22 protein-coding genes and 1 tRNA gene are annotated in these 20,782 nt (G+C 66.5%); 5 read left to right on the top strand and 18 right to left on the bottom strand.

Features of this window, described 5'->3' with window-relative positions; translation table 11 throughout:
- Positions 1 to 15: 15 nt before the first annotated feature.
- The 3 genes from Sa4125_RS15175 to Sa4125_RS15185 all read right to left on the bottom strand — a co-directional run bounded on the left by Sa4125_RS15175 (position 16) and on the right by Sa4125_RS15185 (position 2,711).
- The gene (locus tag Sa4125_RS15175; protein WP_223999109.1) at positions 16 to 1,797 is read right to left on the bottom strand and encodes a hypothetical protein; all 1,782 of its coding nucleotides are present in this window, start codon (positions 1,795 to 1,797) and stop codon (positions 16 to 18) included.
- Positions 1,798 to 2,169: 372 nt separating this feature from the next.
- Positions 2,170 to 2,382, bottom strand: a complete 213-nt coding sequence (locus tag Sa4125_RS15180) for a hypothetical protein (protein WP_223999111.1) — start codon at positions 2,380 to 2,382, stop codon at positions 2,170 to 2,172.
- Positions 2,382 to 2,711 (bottom strand): hypothetical protein, encoded by a 330-nt coding sequence (locus Sa4125_RS15185; RefSeq protein WP_223999113.1) that lies wholly within the window; start codon positions 2,709 to 2,711, stop codon positions 2,382 to 2,384. Before Sa4125_RS15185 ends, Sa4125_RS15180 begins: the two co-directional genes overlap by 1 nt.
- A gap of 574 nt (positions 2,712 to 3,285) precedes the next feature.
- Between Sa4125_RS15185 and Sa4125_RS15190 the strand changes: the two genes are divergently transcribed.
- The 4 genes from Sa4125_RS15190 to vsr all read left to right on the top strand — a co-directional run bounded on the left by Sa4125_RS15190 (position 3,286) and on the right by vsr (position 7,919).
- Positions 3,286 to 4,920: a DNA cytosine methyltransferase gene (locus Sa4125_RS15190; protein ID WP_223999114.1), complete on the top strand. Its 1,635-nt coding sequence runs from the start codon at positions 3,286 to 3,288 to the stop codon at positions 4,918 to 4,920.
- 634 nt (positions 4,921 to 5,554) lie between these two features.
- The gene (gene dcm / locus Sa4125_RS15195; RefSeq protein WP_223999115.1) at positions 5,555 to 6,712 is read left to right on the top strand and encodes a DNA (cytosine-5-)-methyltransferase; all 1,158 of its coding nucleotides are present in this window, start codon (positions 5,555 to 5,557) and stop codon (positions 6,710 to 6,712) included.
- The gene (locus tag Sa4125_RS15200) at positions 6,712 to 7,491 is read left to right on the top strand and encodes an Eco29kI family restriction endonuclease (RefSeq protein ID WP_223999116.1); all 780 of its coding nucleotides are present in this window, start codon (positions 6,712 to 6,714) and stop codon (positions 7,489 to 7,491) included. The genes dcm and Sa4125_RS15200 overlap by 1 nt, the downstream gene beginning before the upstream one ends.
- The gene (gene vsr / locus Sa4125_RS15205) at positions 7,488 to 7,919 is read left to right on the top strand and encodes a DNA mismatch endonuclease Vsr (RefSeq protein ID WP_223999117.1); all 432 of its coding nucleotides are present in this window, start codon (positions 7,488 to 7,490) and stop codon (positions 7,917 to 7,919) included. Before Sa4125_RS15200 ends, vsr begins: the two co-directional genes overlap by 4 nt.
- 10 nt (positions 7,920 to 7,929) lie before the next feature.
- On the opposite strand, the gene Sa4125_RS15210 is transcribed toward vsr, so the two are convergent.
- The 9 genes from Sa4125_RS15210 to Sa4125_RS15250 form a co-directional block, all read right to left on the bottom strand.
- The gene (locus Sa4125_RS15210; RefSeq protein ID WP_223999118.1) at positions 7,930 to 8,877 is read right to left on the bottom strand and encodes a DUF433 domain-containing protein; all 948 of its coding nucleotides are present in this window, start codon (positions 8,875 to 8,877) and stop codon (positions 7,930 to 7,932) included.
- Complete coding sequence (locus Sa4125_RS15215; RefSeq protein ID WP_223999119.1) at positions 8,870 to 9,232, bottom strand: hypothetical protein; 363 nt, start codon at positions 9,230 to 9,232, stop codon at positions 8,870 to 8,872. Before Sa4125_RS15215 ends, Sa4125_RS15210 begins: the two co-directional genes overlap by 8 nt.
- A 203-nt stretch (positions 9,233 to 9,435) precedes the next feature.
- Complete coding sequence (locus tag Sa4125_RS15220; RefSeq protein WP_223999121.1) at positions 9,436 to 9,723, bottom strand: hypothetical protein; 288 nt, start codon at positions 9,721 to 9,723, stop codon at positions 9,436 to 9,438.
- 153 nt (positions 9,724 to 9,876) lie between these two features.
- Positions 9,877 to 10,209, bottom strand: coding sequence for a hypothetical protein (locus Sa4125_RS15225; RefSeq protein WP_223999123.1), 333 nt, complete (start codon positions 10,207 to 10,209; stop codon positions 9,877 to 9,879).
- Between the two features lie 300 nt (positions 10,210 to 10,509).
- Positions 10,510 to 10,585, bottom strand: a tRNA-Lys gene (locus Sa4125_RS15230).
- 140 nt (positions 10,586 to 10,725) lie between these two features.
- Positions 10,726 to 11,178 carry a PilZ domain-containing protein gene (locus tag Sa4125_RS15235; RefSeq protein ID WP_223999124.1) on the bottom strand — a complete coding sequence of 151 codons (453 nt, stop codon included), beginning with the start codon at positions 11,176 to 11,178 and terminating at the stop codon, positions 10,726 to 10,728.
- A 167-nt stretch (positions 11,179 to 11,345) separates the two neighbouring features.
- Positions 11,346 to 12,365 (bottom strand): ketol-acid reductoisomerase, encoded by a 1,020-nt coding sequence (gene ilvC / locus Sa4125_RS15240; protein WP_223999125.1) that lies wholly within the window; start codon positions 12,363 to 12,365, stop codon positions 11,346 to 11,348.
- 91 nt (positions 12,366 to 12,456) lie between these two features.
- The gene (locus Sa4125_RS15245) at positions 12,457 to 13,110 is read right to left on the bottom strand and encodes a TetR/AcrR family transcriptional regulator C-terminal domain-containing protein (protein ID WP_223999126.1); all 654 of its coding nucleotides are present in this window, start codon (positions 13,108 to 13,110) and stop codon (positions 12,457 to 12,459) included.
- A gap of 115 nt (positions 13,111 to 13,225) precedes the next feature.
- The gene (locus tag Sa4125_RS15250) at positions 13,226 to 13,993 is read right to left on the bottom strand and encodes a pyridoxine 5'-phosphate synthase (protein ID WP_223999127.1); all 768 of its coding nucleotides are present in this window, start codon (positions 13,991 to 13,993) and stop codon (positions 13,226 to 13,228) included.
- A 246-nt stretch (positions 13,994 to 14,239) separates the two neighbouring features.
- On the opposite strand from Sa4125_RS15250, the gene Sa4125_RS15255 reads away from it, so the two are divergent.
- The gene (locus Sa4125_RS15255) at positions 14,240 to 16,144 is read left to right on the top strand and encodes a hypothetical protein (RefSeq protein WP_223999128.1); all 1,905 of its coding nucleotides are present in this window, start codon (positions 14,240 to 14,242) and stop codon (positions 16,142 to 16,144) included.
- A gap of 575 nt (positions 16,145 to 16,719) precedes the next feature.
- On the opposite strand, the gene Sa4125_RS15260 is transcribed toward Sa4125_RS15255, so the two are convergent.
- The 6 genes from Sa4125_RS15260 to Sa4125_RS15285 all read right to left on the bottom strand — a co-directional run bounded on the left by Sa4125_RS15260 (position 16,720) and on the right by Sa4125_RS15285 (position 20,755).
- On the bottom strand, positions 16,720 to 17,847 hold the full coding sequence (locus Sa4125_RS15260; protein ID WP_223999130.1) for an ATP-dependent RecD-like DNA helicase: 1,128 nt from the start codon (positions 17,845 to 17,847) through the stop codon (positions 16,720 to 16,722).
- A 50-nt stretch (positions 17,848 to 17,897) separates the two neighbouring features.
- Positions 17,898 to 18,290, bottom strand: a complete 393-nt coding sequence (locus Sa4125_RS15265) for a nitrile hydratase accessory protein (RefSeq protein WP_223999132.1) — start codon at positions 18,288 to 18,290, stop codon at positions 17,898 to 17,900.
- Entirely contained in the window at positions 18,277 to 18,936 is a 660-nt protein-coding gene (gene nthB / locus Sa4125_RS15270) for a nitrile hydratase subunit beta (protein WP_223999134.1), read from the bottom strand. Before nthB ends, Sa4125_RS15265 begins: the two co-directional genes overlap by 14 nt.
- The gene (nthA, locus tag Sa4125_RS15275; protein WP_223999136.1) at positions 18,933 to 19,559 is read right to left on the bottom strand and encodes a nitrile hydratase subunit alpha; all 627 of its coding nucleotides are present in this window, start codon (positions 19,557 to 19,559) and stop codon (positions 18,933 to 18,935) included. The genes nthB and nthA overlap by 4 nt, the downstream gene beginning before the upstream one ends.
- Positions 19,560 to 19,622: 63 nt before the next feature.
- Entirely contained in the window at positions 19,623 to 20,048 is a 426-nt protein-coding gene (locus tag Sa4125_RS15280; protein WP_223999137.1) for a cupin domain-containing protein, read from the bottom strand.
- A gap of 113 nt (positions 20,049 to 20,161) precedes the next feature.
- Positions 20,162 to 20,755, bottom strand: coding sequence for a LysE family translocator (locus Sa4125_RS15285; protein ID WP_223999138.1), 594 nt, complete (start codon positions 20,753 to 20,755; stop codon positions 20,162 to 20,164).
- Positions 20,756 to 20,782 lie beyond the last annotated feature (27 nt).

The following is a 20,782-nucleotide window of genomic DNA, read 5'->3' on the forward strand; positions in this document are numbered from 1 at the left end:
GCCAGTCTGGCTACCCTACCACCCGCGCTTCGTGCCCGACCTGTTCATATCCTTCCGCAGCGCGACCGCGTCCCGCAGCGCTTGGCGAGCATGCTCCAGGGTCCGTTCGGAGCGCCGGGCCAGTTCTTCCGGCGTTGCCCGGCGCGCTACGAGGTAGGTCGCCAGCCACTTCTCGGCCTCGGAGCCGAGGCTATCCACCGCCTCCTTCCGGATGTCAGCAACACGTTGTTCCGCCTGACGGGCCAGCCCCTGAGCCTTCTGCTCTTCCTGTCGGCGGACACGATCCTGCTCATCAGCGACTCGCTGAAGCCGGCGGGCGATCCCCTTCTCCATGGCCTCGTCGACGTACGGCATCCCGAGGTTCGGCGGTGCGGGGTCGGGCAGACCCTCGCGTATGCATTTCAGAATGGCAGACAGGTCGCGTTTGAGTTCGTCCCACGCAGGACCTCCGGCTTCGGCGATCGCGACGGGCGCAGAACCTCTGAACGGACTTTCCAGCCACGCGAGGTATCCGGCCTCGAAGGCTTCGGCGTCATGATCGAGCAGTTCGAGCCGGATAGCCTCCAACGATTCCACGAGGCTGACGAAACGGCGATCTCGAGCCCTCAGCTCGGAAGCCCTCGTCGCCTCGCGTGCGCCCTGCTGCTCGAGGAGGCGGTGAAACGAAGCGTCGAGAGTCCAATGGTCGCAGGAATCGTGCGCGGCGCCCGACCGCTCTAGGAACTTGAGATAGTCTTCAACCACTTCCGCCAACATTGGCAGGCCGGCGCGTTTCCCCACTTCGTAATCATCGAGCGTGCGGTCGGATAGCTTGCGGTCGACCAGCTTCTCGCTCGAAAGCGCGTCCGCGACCTCTTCGGCCGACTTCCCTCGGTGGACGCGCAGGATGGACGTCAGGATCTCCGACTTCCAACGGGCTGGGTGGACGTGGAATAGGCCGGGCGCGAGCGCGTCGAAGCCGTCGATCAGGTGCATCCAGCCGCCTTCTTCCGCCCGGCTTACGGTCGGATGCAGGTACGGGTCGTGCGACAGGGCCGCGCGCTCCGAGCGTCGGTAGGCGGCCTTAAGCTCGTCGGCTGCTTTCGTCAGGAGCCGCTCCTCCTCGGCAGCCTTCTCACGGCGATCCGCCTCCCTTTTGTCCGCGATCACAGCCTCAATCTCGGGCAGATGGCGGTTGTAGATCCAGTGCCGCGGGGCCTCGTGCAGGATCCAGTCGCCGAGCCCGGGCTGCGTGACGTCGCGTTCACCCTTCGAGAGGTCGATCTCGAGCATGGCGTGGCCGGCCGCGCGGACGGCCTCGATCTTTTCTGGCGGGCATGCGTGCGTGACGTAGACCTCGACGTGCAGGACGTTCGCCCCGGTCCACATGACTACGTCGGGCCGGATGGAGTCGACGGGCTGCTCCGAGGCGGCATGTTCGAACGTGCGGCTATGTTTCGCGAACCGCTGAATGCGCTCCTCTCCGTCGCCTGCGGCAACAACGGGTAGCGTCAGCGTCCTGCCCTCGACGAGCAGGCGCTGAGCGAACTGGTGCAGCGCCGTCATCTGCCCGGAGGCGCACGCCGGGTTCTGCTTGCCATCGCTCGGGGCGACCGCGTGGGCGAAGTGCGGACGTCGGCTGCCGGCCCTCGCGAAAACGCCACCGCCGCAGCCTGGGCAGGTGTACGGCCCGACGCCACCCTCGAGCACCCGGAGAACGTGGACGATGTCATCCGACGCGTCGCGCCCGAATGCGAGACGAACGCCGTCGGCTGCGAAAGGAGTATGTGGATCAGTGGTTCGGTTTCGTCGGGCCATGGGGTTCAGACGCGAGAGGAGCACGGTGCCGGCAGGGAGGCGAGGCACGCCCGAAGGTTGTCCACAGGTCGGGGGCGGCGGGCTGGCTGGACGCGCCAGGGTGTCGCGAGAAGCCGGAGACTCCTGCGACGCGCTCGCCCCTAAGGGATTGGCGTTCGCCTAGGAGTCTCCGCCGGACGGAGACTCCTGTAGCTCTGGACGGTGACTCGACCGAACCTCGACGCCGCATGCAGCGCAGAGTTCGATCAGCTCGGAAACTTCGCCCGCGCCGGCGAGGACCAACGCGGTCGTCGTCGGGATCTCGCCGAGTTGCCACGCTTCGAGTGCGTCGTGGACGGACATTGTCATTGAAAGTCTCTGATCCGTCGAGACTCAGTTGACGCTCTTCAGCGTCTGGCTTCCCCACGCCCATTCGGCCTCGTTCATCGCGTCCTCAGCGGTCGTGTCGAACACGGGGTAGTCGGCCAGTGCGTCTCGAGCCGCTCCGGTCTCCCGCGACCGGAGAAACTCGGCGACCTGATCCTGGGCCTCGGGCCAATCGTGCAGCGCGTCGAGGCCGTGCTTGATGAAGAGGTCGTCGGGCATCAGACGGCCAAGCTGCGGATGACATTGTCGCGCTGGTCGACGGCGCGGCGCAAGCGGGCGACCTCAGCACGAAGGGCCTCGGCCTCGTCCTGGGCATCGAGCGCGGCGCCGACGGCCGCCTTGGCGAGGTTCGTCATCTGGCCGGCGGAATGGCGTGCCTCACCGAGAGCATGGTCCCAAGCAGCCATCGCCGCGTTGTCGGCGCGCTGGGCGCGGGCGGCGCGCATGCCGTCGAGGAGGCCCATCGTGAGGTTGTGGCCGACGATAGCGGTGATGGCGCCGGTAGCGAGGAGGCTGCCGTTGACTTGGTTGGGATTGGTGAATGCCATGATCGCCTCCTCGGTTCGGGCGGCAACCTGGCGCCCGGCGGAGACGGCGTCAACGACGACCCGGGGGCGTGGCCGGCGAAGGGCTCACAGGACCAGAAGGATTTTAGATATCTGCTTCGAGATCGGTATCGCGCCAGTCGTCGTCCGGCAGCTCACCGAGGACGATGCGCTCAAGGCGGTCAAGTTCGGCTTCGATCTCGTCGTACAGGGTGTTGTCGTGCATCGGTTGGCCCTCCCACGAAACAGGAGAACTCGGCCGGCGGAATGGCGCAAGTTGGCCGGCAAGAAAGACATTTTCGGCCCGTTTTGCCGAGTTCTCCGTCCCTTGATTAAAAAGGTTAACGGATCGTTGAAGCCAGAACTGGTCCAAATTTCTACATCCATATGTTTTATGTTTGTTCTCAGTTCAAACATTTCCGAAGACCCCTTTTCTTACCCTCCAAATATCGCTCGAAGAACAGATTTAGCCAGCTACGTTGTCAACAATTACCAACGATCTCAGGCATTTGCGTCCCGCCGGCCGACATGAGACTTTCAATCAGCGCCGCACTAAACGGGCGCTGAGGAGAGAGAAATGAGCGTGAGACTGAAGACACTGTCGGTATGCAGCGGGATCTCCGCCGCGTCCTTCTCATGGAAGGAGCCGGCGTTCGAGTTCGTCGGGTTCGCCGATATCGATCCGTTTTCGGCGGAGTACTTGGCGCAGCGCAAGGGCTGCGGCCGCCCCCGGTACATGCCCGACGCGGACGAGCCGGAGATCTCCGCGAAGGAGGCAAAGGCCCGCCGCGTGGCGATCAAGGCGGTAAAGCACCTGCCCGAGATCAGCACGGCCATCAACTTTGGCGATTTCAGCCAGATCAGCGACGCCGACCTGCGCCGCCTCGGCCCGGTCGACCTCCTGGAAGGCGGGACGCCCTGCCAAGCCTTCTCGATCGCCGGCCTCCGCGCCGGCCTTAGTGACCGCCGTGGCGGCCTCATGCTCGAATTCATCAAGCTCGCGAAGCGAATGGAGAAGTGGAATGGCCTCAAGTATGTCGTCTGGGAAAACGTGCCCGGAGTCCTCAGCGACGCGGTTGCGTTCGGGAGTTTCCTGGGAGGTCTGTCCGGGGGCACCAGCGATCCGCTCGAGCCAGCAGGGCGAAGCTGGAGCGGTTGCGGTGTGGTGTATGGACCCGAAGCTTCAGTCGCGTGGAGAGTCTTGGACGCCCAATTTTTCGGCCTGGCCCAACGCCGCGCGCGTTGCTTTGCTCTCGGAGTGCTTGGAGGTGCTCCCGCTCTCGACCCTCTCGCGGTACTTGCTGAGTCCGAAGGCGTGCGGCGGGATTCTCCGCCGAGCCGCAGGGCGCGGGAAGTCTGTGCCAACGATACTGGCGAACGCGCTGCGGGCGATCGTCGGCTGATGTCGGCAAACGACCCGGTCGCCTTCGCGCAGAACAGCCGCGACGAGCTCCGGCTCATCGGCGGCGACGGCGAACTCGCCGGCGCTCTGGCGGCCCAGCCGGGGGTCAAGCAGCAGACCTACGTCACCTACGGTATCGCGGACTACAGCACGGTGTCAGAGGACGTCGCGCCGACCCTTCAGTCGCGTATGACAGCCGGCGGCCGGATGGATGCGGTGGCATATCCGGTGACCCTCACGGGCCACGCCGAGTACGTCGCCAGCAATGACAGCCTTCCGTCCCTCCGGGCATCCGGGGGCGACTGCGGTGGCGGCAGCGAGGCACTGGTCGTGACGACCCATTGCGCAGAGCGCCCCGTCGGGACCCTCCTCGCAAACGGCGCCGGGACTGCGCGCGCGGCCGGCCAAGGCAACGAATTGGACTACCTCGTCGTCCAGTCGGCGGGCTTCTCCGCCGGAAACAGCGAGAAGGCGCGCGGCATCGGCTACATCGAGGAGGCAACGCCGCCGCTGCGCGCAGGCGCCTCGGGCACCAATCAGGTGCCGACCGTCGTTGCCGGCCTCCAACACGCTGTCGAGGCGGTCCGCTGGATCGTGCGCCGTCTTACGCCGACAGAGTGCGAGCGCCTGATGGGGTTCGAAGACGGGCACACGGCCATCGTGATCCGAGGGAAGCCGGCAGCGGATGGCCCCCGATACCGGGCGCTGGGCAACTCAATGGCGACGCCTTGCATGGCCTTCATCGGCAACCGCTTGCACGCAGCGCATTCGAAAGTCTTGGCTGCGGCCAATCAGAACCGCGTGCCCTGAAGGCCACCCCGTCGCCGTTTCGGTGACCTCCAGCAGACCGCGTCGCCCCGGCAGCGCGGTCGCTTTCATTTCGGGGACCAGCCCATATGCCGGATGCCAACGAGTCTCGCCGTCGACGAGACTCGTGCTCGTCGCCTCATCCTTCGGCTCGGCGCCCGCTCTCATCGCGGGTGACCGGGCATGCGATGGGCGTCGCATCGGCTGCCCGCGTCGTCACTGCGATGGGGGCCCGGGGCGCAGGGGGATGCCGGGGTCCCTAGAGGGGGGTTCGGGGTGCGGGGTTATTTGCGGCCGCAGTCAGCCTCCGTCTGAAAATTTTGGAAATCGAAACCAGCATCATTGATCGCGAACGCCGCCTTCGAGGTCAACGCTGCGCGATCTCAAGGTGGCGGATGCCGCCTGCTTGCGACCTTCAGATCTCATCCAACGGGAAATCCACAACATACTGGCCGCACCTTTCGCCGTCTCGATCGCGCCTCGTTCATCACGTTGACAACTGAATCTTGCACCTTTTCCAGGTTCGTTTACGTTTCGTTCCGTGGTAAGCGCCGCTCGAGCGTTGCCGAGCATCTTGCTTGACGACTCGCGAATCGACGCTGGCCGTTGTTCTGTCGAATCAATTGGAGTGGTGTGCATGCGTTCAGTCGAGCTCTTTACCGGGTGCGGAGGCCTTTCGATGGGCTTGTCCCGCGCTGGGTACGAGTCGATGCGCATGGTGGAGTGGGACCGCCACTCCGTCGCCAACGTCCTCCATAACCGCGAGCTCGGCATTGAGCACGTCCGCGATTGGCCCATCCAGCAGGCCGATGTCCGGACCGTCGACTGGCGCGAGCACGCCGGAATCGACCTCGTTTCCGGTGGACCGCCATGTCAGCCCTTCTCTGTGGGCGGACGGCACAAGGGCAACGACGACAGCCGCGACATGTGGCCCGAAGCCATCCGCGCCGTTCGCGAAGCCATGCCGACGGCCTTCCTCTTCGAGAACGTGAGGGGCCTGACCCGCGTCGCGTTCGCCGACTATCTCGACTGGATCGTGCGCAGCCTATCGCGGCCACACGTCGAACGCCACGACGGGGAGACCCGCGCCGAGCACCTCGAGCGCATGCGCACCGTCGTCGACGGCCTCGAGTACCGGGTTTCCGTCCACTCGGTGAATGCGGCCGACTACGGAGCGGCGCAGAAGAGACACCGGGTCCTCTTCATGGGCGTCCGCGCCGACATCAACGCGCCGCATCCGCCGCTGCACGCGACGCACTCCCGGGAGCGCCTCCTGTTTGACCAGTGGGTCGACGGCACCTACTGGGAGAGCCATGGCATGAAGCGGCCCGCCGGGCCCGACCGCGTGGATGAGGCCGCCGTCCGTCGCCTCCGAGCGTCTGGGGAGCGTCCCGCTCTGCTGCCGTGGCGCACGCTGCGCGATGCCATCGCCGACCTCGGCGCACCCGGCACCGGCCGGTTATCCAATCACATCCTTCAGCCCGGTGCCCGCTCGTATGCCGGCCATACCGGGTCTCCGCTCGACATGCCGGCGAAGGCGCTGAAGGCGGGCGTGCATGGAGTGCCGGGCGGCGAGAACACCATCGACCTCGGGAACGGGGCCGTCCGCTACCTGACCGTCCGCGAGGCCGCGCGCCTGCAAGGCATGCCGGACGAATACGAGTTCGCGGGCTCGTGGTCGGAGAACATGAGACAGTTGGGTAACGCCGTTCCGACGCAGCTCGCCGAGGCGGCAGCGCGCGCGATGTCCGAGGTGCTGCCGGCGGCGCGGCGCCCACGGCGACGGGCGGCCTGATGCCGGAGGGCTACGCCGAGTTCGAGCTAGACATAGCGGCGATCATGAAGTCGTCGCTTCCGGCCTATTTCGCTGCCCTCGATCCCGTGCCGCTCCTTCCGGCGAACATCAATCAAATCCCTGCACAGGCGCAGGGAGCGTACATGCTGTATCTCAACGGCACGGTCATCTACATCGGCAAGACGGACGCGAAGGCGGGGTTCAGGTACAGGCTGAACAGGCATGCCAAAAACGTCCAACACCGAAAATCCCTGGATCCGGCCGAGGTGTCCTTCAAGGCGGTGAGGGTCTTCGTCTTCAACATGTTCGATCTTGAAGACATGCTCATCGACCAGTTCATCGAGACGACAGGGATGCGTCCGTTCTGGAATACGTCGGGGTTCGGATCCAACGACCCCGGACATAACCGGGAGAACCAGGAGTCGGCCGTCTTCGATCTGCGTCACCCGGTTCAGATTGACCGGGACATCACGGCCATAACGCCCGGCGCGCAGGAGATACTCCAGGTGTTCCTTCGCCTGAAGGACATGTTGCCGTACACGCTGCGCTACGAGGCTGACGGCCCCGGCAAGCAAGCATGGCGAAAGGGACACGCTGACATGCGAGGGAGCCAGGTCACGATAGCCGTAGGACCGCAGACGACACGCTCGATCCTGCAAGCATGCCTTGATGCGATGGGCCACGAGTGGCAGGCGACGGTCCTTCCAAATCGGGTCATCGTCTACAAAGAGAACACGACCTATCCCGAACAGGTGGAGGTACTCCGGGGCAACCCGTGACCGACACCGTCGACCCCGCGCGCAGCCGCCAGATGGCGCTCGTCCGGGGCAAGGATACCAAGCCCGAGATGGCCGTGCGCCGCCTCGCGCATGCTCTTGGCTACCGATTCCGGCTCCATCGCAAAGATCTCCCTGGCCGGCCGGATCTCGTCTTCCCATCGCGGCGCGCGGCCGTCCTCGTGCACGGATGCTTTTGGCATCGACACGACGATCAGGAATGTCGGCTGGCCCGTCTGCCCAAGAGCCGCCCCGAGTTTTGGATCCCGAAGCTCGAGGGCAACCGCCAGCGGGACTTCAGGAACGTCGCCGCGCTGGAGGCGGCCGGGTGGCGGGTCCTCATGGTATGGGAGTGCCAGCTTCGTGATACGGCGGCACTCGCCGATAGACTGAAGGATTTCCTCGGCCCGCCCGGAAGGAGTCTCGCTTGAACGGAGACTCCTACACGCGGTCCGGCACCTCTCGCCGCGCCGCCCATTCCCGGACGGCGTGAACGGCGTCCTCCGGAAGCGTCGGATGCGCCGCGAGGATCTCGAAATCAAGATCACCATCGCGGATGGCATCGAGCACGATCCGCGCCGGCACCGTGGTGCCCGACACGTGCGGCTCGCCGCCGAGTACGGCCGGATCCGTGAAAACGCGAGTGCTGTATCCGACCCCGGCAGCCGACGCCTCGCGGTTATCCTGCCACAGCCGGGCGAACGTCTCAGCCTGTGCATCGACGGTATCCGGCCCGGCGTACGGCACCACCTCGTCTCCCGAGTCAGGTGCGACATCGGGCACTCGCGCCAGGATCTCCAACGCCTTGGCCGGATCCCCCCTCGCCGCCCGCTCGCGGAACATCCGCGCGGCATCCCGCTCGCGCTCCAGCTCCTCGTGCTGCCGCTCGAGGATGGGGCGGAGCTCATCGAGCCCGACGGGCCGGAAGTGCCACACGTCGACGCCGACGTCGATGCTTCGCCCAAGGCCCGGCAGCGCACCGTGGGAGTGCCCGTACAGGTGCACGGCGCCGTAGTGGAGGCCGGGCCACGTCCTCATGGCGTAGTGGTCCAGCACGAGGGGCAGCGTCTCCCCCGGGTGCCGCAGAAGCAGGCGGTCGCGCGGGGCCGAGGCCCATGGCAGCGTGCGCACCTTCTCCCGGTCGTGGTTGCCGATGATGAGGTGCTTGCGGCCGTGCAGGCGGCCGAAGATCTCGGCCCCGCGCTCGGCCGACGCGCCCATGGTGAAATCCCCCAGGTGATACACGACGTCGCCTTTGCGGACGCGGGCGTTCCAACGGCGGATCAACTCCTCATCCATGTCGTCGACGGAGAGGAACGGGCGGTCGCATATCGCGATGATGCCGCGGTGGCCGAAGTGGTGGTCGCTCGTGAAGAAGATCTCAGCCACGGTCGAGGCCCTCCAGCGCTCGGGTCACGGCCTCGAGGATAGCCCGCACATGCGGTTCCGCCACGGCAACGTCCGGCGGCGCGACGGGCCCATCAAGCGCTTGGACGCGCAGCCAGTTCACGGCGCGGAAAGAAACTTTGAACGCCGAGGCGTTCGAGTAGGCCTTCGGCCAGTACGGGGCGAACTGGCGGGCCGCGTTCGCCAGCGCACTCGCGATCGCGAGACGGGCGCGCCCGCCCTCGTAGGTGTCGACCGCGAGATCCTCGGACTCGATCAATCGCAAGGCCATCTCGAGATGCCGCGCGGCGGTGCGCAGGCTCGGCTCGTAGTCGTCGGGTGGAGGTGTCTCGGGCATGGTAGTCTCGCTCTCGTGTCGGGGGTGCGCGTCGTCGCGGCCCCTGGAGAGGGCCGTCAGGCGGACGGGCGTATGAGGTGCGAGCGCGAGATCATCAGAGCCTTGTGCGGCGTCGCGGGGGTGGGCGTCAAGCCGGCGAGTGGGGGCAAACAAAAGCCCCGGCGCGGGGCCGGGGCTTGGGGGTCGTCGACGGGGTGGTTAGATCAGGCGGCGAGCAGCTCCGCTGCGCGAGTTTCGGCCTCGGCCTTCTCTCCTTCGGCCCTAGCGCGCGTCACCTCGGCCTCGTACGCGGCATCCGCCTCGTTGCAAGCCATCTCGTAGACGGCGTTCGCCTCTTCCAGCGCCTTCTGTGCTGCCCTCAGCGCCTTCTCGGCGACGATCTGCGGCTGGCGCGCCCGCCCATACGCTTCGATCCGTGCGCGATTGGCTTGGCTCACGATGTCGTGGAACACGATGCGGGCGATTTTGTCGGCGCGGATCTGGTTGGTCATTGTCTTTCTCCCTCAGTGGCGGACCCGCTCCCCAGCGGATGTCCTAAGAAGAGGGTCGTTGCCGGCGGAGCTGGCGTCAAAGGCAAGCGGGTCCGCTGGCGATCGCAACGGCGTGATCGAGCGCGGTGCCGACTTCAAAGCGGATGTCGTAGGTCATGCGTTCCACTTCCTGATCCGGGCGAGAAGCACCTCGGCCTTGGGCCATACGTCGGATGCCCAGGAATCGTGGTTGTTGCTCTCCTCGATCATGGTCTCGACGGCCTCGGTGAGCAGTCTGACCTGAAGCCGGGCGTCGTCGCGCTCGAGCAGAAGCGCCGTATGCCCGGCGGTCCTTGCGTTCTCGCGAAGAGCATCCCGGCTCATTTCGGCCGCATCGGCCCGACGACGTGCAGACGAGAGCTGGTTGGTCAGCTTGGCGTTCTCCGCCGTCAGTCTGCGGATCAGCTCCTTCAGGTTCGCGATCGCGTTCTCGTCCTCGTCGGCCATGGTGTCCTCCCTTGATGTTGAAGAACCAGCATGGGGCGCCCGGCAGCGGCGGCAAAACCGCCGGCGGACAGCGACTTGAATCTCGCAGGCACGAGGCAGACCGTCGGCGGAGACGGTGACCTAGATAGGTCACAGGACGATCCGGACGGCAGACTTGAAACGGCGTACAGGAGGTTTCGAGGCACCGCGCGGCCTCGTAAACTATTTTGACGGTGACCTAGGTGTGACCTACGCCGCCCAACGGCTAACCCCAAGGTCACCATTCACGGTTCTATGTAATTGTTTTTTCAGCGGAGAATTTGGTGGGTGTGCACAGGTTCGAACTGTGGACCCGCTGATTAAGAGTCAGCTGCTCTACCAACTGAGCTACACACCCATCCGGCGCTCGGCGCCGTCACCGCGGAGGCGACGGCTGCTTCTTAGCGAGGCTCCCCCGGGATGTCCACCCGCCATGGCACGGCGGGTCGATATTTTTATGTGCACCGTATCTTTGGTGGCGAGGACGGGACCGCCTGATCAGTTGCGCAGGCCGGACCAGGGATAATTGCGGACGATCGCCCGTGGCAGGATTTCGGCGACGATACGCTGGACATGGCCAAGGCCCTGGTCGAGCGTGTCGTGAACGACCGTGGAAGTCGCAACGGCCGGGGCCAGCGGAAAATGCGCCGCCTGCTCCTCGTCTTCCGAGACGACGTCGAGAAAGCGGATGCCGGCGAGCACGCCGCGGCGATAGACGAGGCGTGCCGGGCGCTCGGTCTTTTCGTCGCCGATCGTTATGTCGAAGGTCTTCGGCAGGTGCGCCGCCTCGTCGATCGTCAGAAGCGCGCCGGTGGACGAAATATTGCGGACGATGCAGTCGAAGGTCGAATAGCGGTTGTTGAAGAGAATCTTGGCGCGCTTCAGCGTCCGCACGCGGGGTGCGACGCGGCGTTCTGATCCGTCGGGTTCGGTTTCCGGCAGCGCGGCCATCACCTGCCTCCATAGAAAGGTTGGGTTACCCGATCATCCCACCGAAGACTTAAGCTCTTGTTAACGGATGGCCTGGGAGCGGCCGGAAAAAGCTGCGCGCAGCCCGGAGGGGCCGGCGGAATAGTCCGCCGGCCCCTTCGCCATCTGGAGTCAGTTCGAGGCCGAGATCAGTTGCGGGCCTTGTCGACCAGAGCGTTCGACTTGATCCAGGGCATCATGCCGCGAAGTTTCGCGCCGACTTCCTCGATCTGGTGGCTGTCGTTCATCCGGCGGATGCCCTTGAAGCGCGACTGGCCGGCCTTGTTCTCCATCATCCAGTCCGAAGTGAACTTGCCGGTCTGGATGTCGTGCAGCACGCGCTTCATCTCGGCCTTGGTCTCGGCGGTGATGATGCGCGGCCCGGTGACGTACTCGCCCCACTCGGCGGTGTTGGAGATCGAGTAGTTCATGTTGGCGATGCCGCCTTCATAGATCAGGTCGACGATCAGCTTGACCTCGTGCAGGCACTCGAAATAGGCCATTTCCGGGGCGTAGCCGCCCTCGACGAGGGTCTCGAAGCCGGCGCGGATGAGCTCGACGAGGCCGCCGCACAGGACGACCTGCTCGCCGAAGAGATCGGTCTCGCACTCTTCCTTGAAGGTCGTCTCGATGACGCCCGAACGCCCGCCGCCGACGCCGCAGGCGTAGGACAGGGCGAGATCCAGCGCGTTGCCGGAGGCGTCGTGGTCGATGGCGACGAGGCAGGGCACGCCGCCGCCCTTCTGGAACTCGCTGCGCACGGTGTGGCCCGGGCCCTTCGGCGCGATCATCACGACGTCGATGGTCTTCTTCGGCTCGATCAGATTGAAATGCACGTTGAGGCCGTGCGCGAAGGCGATGGCGGCGCCATCGCGGATGTTGGCCTCGATCTCGTTCTTCCAGATGTCGGCCTGCAGTTCGTCCGGGGTCGCCATCATCATCAGGTCGGCCCATTTGGCAGCGTCGGCGACGGACATGACCTTCAGGCCGTCGGCCTCGACCTTCTTGGCGGTCGCCGAGCCCGGACGCAGGGCGACGGCGAGGTCGGTGACGCCGGAATCCTTGAGGTTCAGCGCATGGGCGCGGCCCTGGCTGCCATAGCCGATGATCGCGACCTTCTTGGACTTGATGAGGTTCAGATCGGCGTCGCGATCGTAATAGACACGCATGGTGGTTTCCTTCCCTGGGGGTCGAAAGGGCCGTGGGCTTCCTGCCCCCGTTCCCGGTGAGATGAGCGCGGCATGCCGCGCCGGTGATGGGTCAGCGGCGCGCGGCCGCGGTCCCGTAGAGGACGAAAAATTGCTCCGTCGCGCGCGCCGCATCGGCGTCGACGTCGGATTGGCTCAGCACGAGCTTTTCGCCGAGCAGGAGCCGGATCTGGATATCGCGGACGACGAGACCGAAGAAGCTCTCATAGACCGTATCGACCGAATCGAAGGCCAGCAGTCCGCCCGCCCGGCCTGCCTCCAGCACCACGGACAGGCGCCGGCGCATCGCGAAAGGGCCGTTTTCGAGAACGATCGCACCGAGATCGTGCTTTTCCGAGCCGGCCTGTCCGACCGCCAGCCGGTTCAGCGCGACCGAGGTCTCGCTGGTCAGGACCGTCAGCCAGTCCCGCGCGAAGGAGCGAAGGCTCGTTGCGAGCGTCTCGCGGTCGAGACCCTCGCGCGGCAGCGCCGCCGCCCGCACCTTGGCAGCTTGCCACTGTACCGTCGCCGTCAACAGGCCATCGCGGCCACCAAACCATTTGTACAGGGTCTCCTTGGAGCAGCTGGCGCGCTGGGCGACCGCGCCCATGGTCAGCGTCTCGCCCGCCTCGACCAGCAGGGCAAGCGCCGCATCCAGCACCTCGCGCTGGCGCTCGGTCGGCGGCGCGGTTTCGGCCGGCGCCAAAGATTGAGAGCTTTCAGCCACCGATCGTCCTGACCCCGAGGAATAGTACCGTACGTTACGGTACTGCCATACGTCACCCGGCAAAGGTTTGCAAGCCACGGCGAAGTCGGAACCGTCGCCCGTCGGCGAAGGTGTGCTAGCCTTGCCCGGTCGGCACGGGGGACCGTCCCGCGCAGGCAGAGACAAAGCGACGGACGGTTTCCGCCATGCCGTATTCCAGCGCGTCGGCGGTCAGACCGTGGCCGATCGAGACCTCGGCGAGTTCCGGAATGTGGCTGACGAGGCGCGGCAGATTGGCGACGGTGAGATCATGGCCGGCATTCACGCCGAGGCCGAGTGAGGCGGCGGCACGGGCCGTCGCGCCGAGACGGGCGGCCTCCGCCTCGGCCGCCGCGGGATCGGCGAAGGTTGCGCCGTAGGGCCCGGTGTAGAGCTCGATGCGATCGCAGCCGGTGGCCGCCGCCGCCGCCATCGCACCCGGCTCGGCGTCGGCAAACAACGACACGCGGGCGCCCTGCCCCTTCAGCCGCGCCACTACATCCTTCAGAAGCGCCGCATCGGCGGAAAAATCCCAGCCATGATCGGATGTCGGCTGCGAGGGATCGTCCGGAACGAGGGTCACCTGCTCCGGACGGTGGGCGGCGACGAGGGCCAGAAACTCTTCGGTCGGGTAGCCTTCGATGTTGAATTCGGCGGCAGGAAACTCGGTATCGATCAGATGGCGGATGTCCGGCAAGTCGGAAAAGCGGATATGACGCTGGTCCGGCCGGGGATGGACGGTGAGGCCGTGGGCGCCGCTCCGGAGCGCGATCCGTCCGAAGTGGACGACATCGGGCCAGGGCAGGTCGCGGCGGTTGCGCAGCATGGCGACGGCATTGAGGTTGACGGAAAGCTCGGTCGGCATGGCACACCCGGACATTGAGAGGGTTTTTCTTTAGCCGCACAATCGGCCGAGTTCCAGTAGCCGGGCGTCCCGGCGTTTCCGCGTTTCCGGCGACGTCGAGGTTCCGGACATCGCAGCGCCGAAGCAGCGCGACATTGTCGGCGAGTTCTCTACCGGGCGTCGCCCCAAAAATGCCTGCGGTTGACATGAGGCTGCGTTGCACGTTCCCTCTGCCGATCGGCGAGGACCGATAAGGGAGAGGAATTCATGGGAAGCTCGAGGTTTTTGCCGCTGGTCGTTGCCGGCCTCATCGGACTGTTCGTCGGCTGGCTCTTCGGCCCCGATGTCGAGGATGTCACGGAGGCCGCCAATGCCCGGTTCGACCAGTTGGACACCAGGATAGCCGCGATCGAGGCACCAATCGTTTCCCTGCAACCGGCGCTCGCCGCCGTCGACCAGCGCACCAGCGCGATCGAGGCGGCGCTCCAGGCGATGGGCAATCCGGCCGAGGCCTCGACGGCGCTCCAGGCCAAGATCGATGCCGTCGCCGCGGCGGTCACGGAGAGCAAGGCTGCGACCGATGGTCTCGCTCCCGCGCTTGCGGCGCTTCAGGGCAAGCTCGACGCCTTGGCTGCAGCCCCTGCCCCCACTCCCACCGACAGCGGCGCGGCACTCGCCGGCCAGATCGGCAACACTGGCGCTATTCTGCTGCCGGGCCAGACCGCCGTCTTCGGCAGCAAGCGGCTGACGCTCGCAAGCCTTGCCGACGGCAAGGCCTCGATGGGTGCCGAAGGCGCTGCGCCGGCGGAGGTCGCGACCGGCGCGACGGTCGACCTCGGTGACGGTTGCAGCGTGGCGCTCGTCGGCGTGACCGCGTCGGCCGCCTATCTCGCGCCAACCGGCTGCGCGGCGCCGGCCGCCGCACCAGCCGCGTCTGCTGCTGACGCCGCACCGGCCGCGGACGCTCCGGCTGACGCACCTGCCGCGGCTGCACCGGCGCCGGCGGCTCCTGCCGCAGCACCTGCTGACGCCGCTCCGGCGCCTGCCGCCGCAGCACCTGCCGCTGCCCCTGCCGCTCCCGCCCCAGATGCTGCCGCCTCCTCGGACGGCCAGCCGCTGACGACGGGCCAGACCGGCACGTACGGCGACAAGCGCGCCTTCCTCTCGCGCATCTCGGCGAGCGACAACCGGGCCTTCCTGTTCGTGCCCGGCAAGGGCCAGGTTGCCGTCGGCAGCGGCGAAAAGGCCGATCTCGGCGACGGCTGCATGCTGACGCTCGCTGCCATCGACGGCACCACCGCCACGTTTACCGCCGAGGGCTGCGGTGGCACGGCGGCAGCGGCGCCAGCAGTTCCCGAAGCAGCCGCTCCGGCGTCAGAGCCTGCCGCGGCTGCTCCCGCAGCAGCAGAACCTGCGGCGCCAGAACCTGCGGCCGCAGAGCCTGCAGCGGCGGCGCCCGCTGCCGCTCCCGCCGCAGATGCTGCCGCCTCCTCGGACGGCCAGCCGCTGACCACGGGCCAGACCGGCACGTTCGGCGACAAGCGCGCCTTCCTCTCGCGCATTTCGGCGAGCGACAACCGGGTCTTCCTATTCGTCCCCGGCAAGGGCCAGGTTGCCGTCGGCAGCGGCGAAAAGGCCGATCTCGGCGATGGCTGCATGCTGACGCTCGGCGCCATCGACGGCACCACGGCTACCTTCACCTCCGAGGGCTGTGGCGGTGCCGCGGCGGCTTCCGCTCCGGCCGATGCGTCGGCTCCGGCAGCCCCGGCTGACCAGGCAACCCCGCCGGAGCCGGCGGCCGCAGCACCGGCGGCACCGGCAGCAGCACCTGCTGCCGCGCCGGCCGAGCCTGCTGCGGCGCCTGCGCCTGCAGCAGCACCCGCTCCCGCCGAACCTGCCGCACCCGCCGCGGCACCCGCTGGCGAAGCGCCCGCGCCAACGCAGGCAACGGCCGGCGGCCCTGCCCAGATCACCATCGGGCAGACTGCCATGTTCGGAGACAAGCGGGTCTTCCTCTCCCGCGTCTCTCCTGAAAAGGCCTTCGTGGTCGTCGTCGGCCAGGGCAATATGGAAGTCGCCGCCGGTGCCGCGCTCGATCTCGGCAATGGATGCAGCGCGACCTTTGACGGCCTGAACGACAAGACCGCGAGCTTCACGCCTTCGGGCTGCTAAAGCGGCGCGACACCAACGGCTCGCACCGGCGCTCCTCTGCGGAGAGCGCCGGCATTTGCTCCAATTCGCGGATGCACCAAGCGGTCGCAGTCGCCTGCCATCCTGAATCTTCAGATCGCACCAAGCTGTTGAAATACATATCAATTTTACGCCGCGCCGGACAGGATTACTCCATCCCCGTCGAGGCTCGGCTGCCTTCCCTTACGTCGTCGGCGGCCGCGCCAAAGCAGTGCTTGAGATGTCAGGCCAACATCCTATGAAATTGATTCAGTCCTGTGTCGATTCCGGCTTGCGCCGCAGAGCGGCCGAATGTCGGCAGGTCAACATCTTATCATTTTGATTCACATGACCTCGCCGCACGACGATGGCGGGTCGATCTCGATGAATTTCAAAGCAAGACCGCCTCGCGAATGCAGGGCAATACCAAACGAGCGATACGGAGCGAATAGGCGGAGACGTCAGGTCGGCCTCTTCGCGATCGCAGCCCGCCAAAGACGGCACGGGATCTGCCGAAAGACTTTCAGGGTGCATCGGTGGTCTCCGGCGACAAAGACCCGCGGCGGCAGTCCTGCCGCCTATTTGACGATCGTCAGCCGCTCCGCCGCCCGCGTGATCGCGGTGTAGAGCCAGCGTTCCCGCGAGTCCTTGAAGGCCCAGCTCTCGTCGAACAGCATCACGTCGTTCCACTGCGAACCCTGCGCCTTGTGCACGGTCAGGGCGTAGCCGTAGTCGAAATCGTCGTAGCGCTTCTTCGTCGCCCAGGCGATCTCCTCGTCCGGCGCCTCGAAGGCCGATTTCAGGAGCTTGATCTTCGCCGCACCCTGATCGACGTCGTCGTCATCGGGCCGCACGAGCAGGCTGATCCCGGGCTTCACCGTCTCGGGCGAGGCCGTCATCACCTGCCAGAGCGAACCGTTGAGAAGGCCCTTGGCCGGGTCGTTGCGCAGACACACCAGCTTGTCGCCGGCATAGGGCAGCGACCCCTGAAAACCTTTCAGCTCGCGCAGCCGGGCATTGTAGCGCCGCCGCGTGCGGTTGGTGCCGACGAGCACCTGGTCGGCGGCCAGCACCTTCTCGCGGTCGACGTCGTTCTTGGTGATGATCTGTGCCGCACCGTAGTCTCCCAGCATCAGCTGGCGTCCTTCGCGCACGTCCATAGCGAGCTTGATGATCGGGTTGTCGCGCGCCTGGCGATGGATCTCCGTCAGGAGAAAGTCCGGCTCGGCCTCGGTGAAGAAGCCCCCGCCCGAGACCGGCGGCAACTGGCCGGGATCGCCGAGGACGAGGACAGGCGTGCCGAAGGACAGGAGGTCGCGACCCAGCGCCTCGTCGACCATCGAGCACTCGTCGACGACGATGAGCTTGGCCTTGGCGACGGGGCTTTGCCGATTCAGCGAAAAGGTCGGCGCGATTCGCGACGTGCCGACGGTATCCCCGTCCACAGCTTCCTCGCCGCGGGGCCGGTAGATCAGAGAATGCAGGGTGCGCGCGTTCTTCGCGCCTTTCGAGCGCAGCACCTGCGCCGCCTTGCCGGTGAAGGCGGCGAACTGCACCTGGCCGTCGATGCCTTCGGCAAAGTGCTTGGCGAGCGTGGTCTTTCCCGTCCCGGCATAGCCGAAGAGACGGAAGATCGGCTGGCTGCCGTCGGCGAGCCATTCGGCCACGGCCTGCAGTGCCTGGTCCTGCTGGGGCGAGAATTTCATGGAGCCGACAGACAGGATTCTGGTGAACAGGGCAAGCGGCTGGCGATGGTTTATGCGGCGCCGGGCGCATGGGGATGCACGGACGCACCATGCGGCAAAACGCCGGGATCGTTTTCCAGCAGAATCGGTCGCCCGTGCGGCGTCGCATGGGCGGCGCGGTGCCAAGCCTCGGTGGTGGCGGCGATCACCCCGGGCGTGGCGACACCCTTTTCGACCAGCATTGCTTCCAGCGCCCTCACCCAGCCGACATAGTACTGGCTGCCGTCGGAGGCTTCCGGCGGAAGCCGCGCGAGCTCGGCGGAGAGCGTCGCCGCCCATTCCGGCCAGGTGAACAGGCCGGAAGCGTGGAGGCTGACCACCATGGCGAAGGCCTCGGCCTGCCAGGGCTCGGCGAAGACCGGGGCGTCGCCCTCGCCGAAGGGCAGGAAGTCAGGCGGGCTCAAGATAGCTCTCCCAGGCGTCGATGCTGATGCTGAGCGTGGGGTCGCCATCCCGCCCCCACAGCTCGGCCGCGGTGAAGACGACGGTGTAGACGCATTGAGGATTTTCGCCGGCGCCATGTGCGTTGCTGTCGGGAAAGACAAAGCCGCCGCGCACGGCCTCGACGACGCCGGTCTTGCCGACGGCATAGCGCGGCAGGCGCGTATGGCCGGCCGGATGGGCGACGATAGTGCGAACCGCATCGCCCACGGCAAAGCGCGGCGCGGCGGCCAGCGTCCGATCGCAGGGGGACCCTTTCGCCAGCATGGCCGGGACCGCGTCGGCTGCGACCACCCGCTTCGGGGTCGTGCCGTCGGAGAGCAGCTGGCCGACCGCAAGCTCCTCCTCCGTCACGAAACCATGGCGCTCAAGCAGCACCTCCAGCGCCTTGATCCAGATCTCGTAATAGCTCGAGCCGTAATAGTCCGCAGGGTGCAGGCTTTCGCGCGCGTGCCGGCTCTCGTCGATCGTCCAATGCCCCATCGCGCCGGAGAGGAGCGTCAGCGCCAGCGCGTGTTCTTCCCAGGCAGCATGGAACAGCGGCTCGTCCACCTCTGGCGCGACCGGCCCGAAACCCATCTGCCCGCCGAGATCCTGGGGACCGTTCATGGGCGCTTCACCCCGGCAAGTCCCGTGCCGATCATCGAATCGCGCGTGACGAGCGCAGCAAGTTCGTCTTCGCCAAGCCGCTCGGTGCCCTCCGGACGCTGCGGCACGACGAGGTAGCGCAGTTCCGCCGTGGAATCCCAGACCCGGATCGCCGTCTCCGGCGGCAGATCCAGACCGAACTCGCGCAGCACGCCGCGCGGATCGATCACCACGCGCGAGCGGTAGGCCGGCGCCTTGTACCAGACAGGCGGCAGGCCGAGCACGGACCAGGGATAGCAGGAGCACAGCGTGCAGACGACGAGGTTATGCGCGCGGTCCGTATTGAACACCGCCTGCATGTGCTTGCCCTGCCGCCCGGTGAAGCCGAGCGAGGCGATCGCCGCCGTCGCGTCCTCGCGCAGCCAATCGGCGAAGGCCGGGTCGCTCCAGGCCCTGGCCACCACGGCCGCCCCGTTGCGGGGTCCAACCTTGGTCTCGTAGGTGTCGACGATGACGCCGATCGCCTGGGGATCGATCAGCCCCTTGCCGACGAGGATCGTCTCCAATGCGCGCACCCGCGCCGCCATGGGATCGAGTTCACTGTCATGGGCGTGATCGTGACCATGGTCGTGTCCGTGCGTCATGAAATCCCTGGAACTAGAGTTGATCGGCCGCCCTGCTTGTCGTGGCTTTCGGCCACGGCACCATCAGGCCGTACCGTCGAGCCTCGACGCTGAGAAAAGATAGGTGACATCGCCGAAACCGTCGACCGGGAAGACGTAGAGGAATCGCGCCCGTGCGTCCGCGACGTTTCGAGCGCCGTGTTCGGCCATGCCGGGAATGAAGAGGCAGTCGCCTTGGGCGATATCGCGGTCGCTCCCGTCGATCGTCACCCGCATCTTTCCTTCGAGGACGAAATAGATCTCGACGGGCGCGTGTCGATGCGGCGCCAGGAAGCCGCCGGGCTCGAGCGTCGCGATGCCGCCCGTCAGGCCCGCGGACGGCGTCAGTCCGGCCGAGATGAGCGTCTGCCAGCCGATGACGCCGCGGCCGTCGGGCTCGTTCCACCCTTCGGGGCAGGCACCGCTGTCGGCGACGACGCAGGGCTCGATGCGCGCGATCTCATGGCTCATATCCGCTTCCCCCGGTCCGTGCACAGCGGCTCGATCTAGCCACAGATCGGGCCTGGAAGCGACGGCCCACCGATACGCCCGTCCGGGCAAACCCGCTGCCGTCGACCAGCCAGTCACATCAGCAAAGGCACCAGCGTCAGTGCCAGCAGCACGCCCATCGCCCGGTTGAACCAACGAAGCCGCTCCGGGTCCGACAGAAACTGCCGGAGCATCACGCCGAAGGCCGCCCAGACGGAGACGCTCGGCCAGTTGACGAGGGCGAAGGCGACCGCGACGAGAAGAACGGACAGAAAGGGCGCGGCCGGATCGGTATAGATCGCCATTGCCGTCACCGCGAGCACCCAGGCCTTGGGATTGACCCACTGGAACGCCGCGGCCTGGAGGAAGGTCAGCGGTTTCTCGCCGCCCTCCCGGTCCGACAGCGTCGTCGCGGTGGCGATCTTGTAGGCGAGATAGAGGAGATAGGTGCCGCCGGCGACCTTCAGCGCCAGATGCAGCGGCGGGTAGGCGACGAGCATCGCCCCGAGCCCGAAGCCGACGGCCAGCAGCAGGATGAAAAACCCGCCGGCAATGCCGAACATGTGCGGCAGCGTCCGCCGGAAGCCGAAATTCACACCCGAGGCGAGCAGCATGAAATTGTTCGGGCCCGGCGTCACCGACGAGACGAAGGCGAAGGCCAGCAAGGCAAGGAAAACGTCAGTCGTCATCGAACGGCTCCGACGGAAGGCCGCAAG

The sequence above is a fragment of the Aureimonas sp. SA4125 genome (assembly GCF_019973775.1).
GTDB lineage: Bacteria > Pseudomonadota > Alphaproteobacteria > Rhizobiales > Rhizobiaceae > Plantimonas.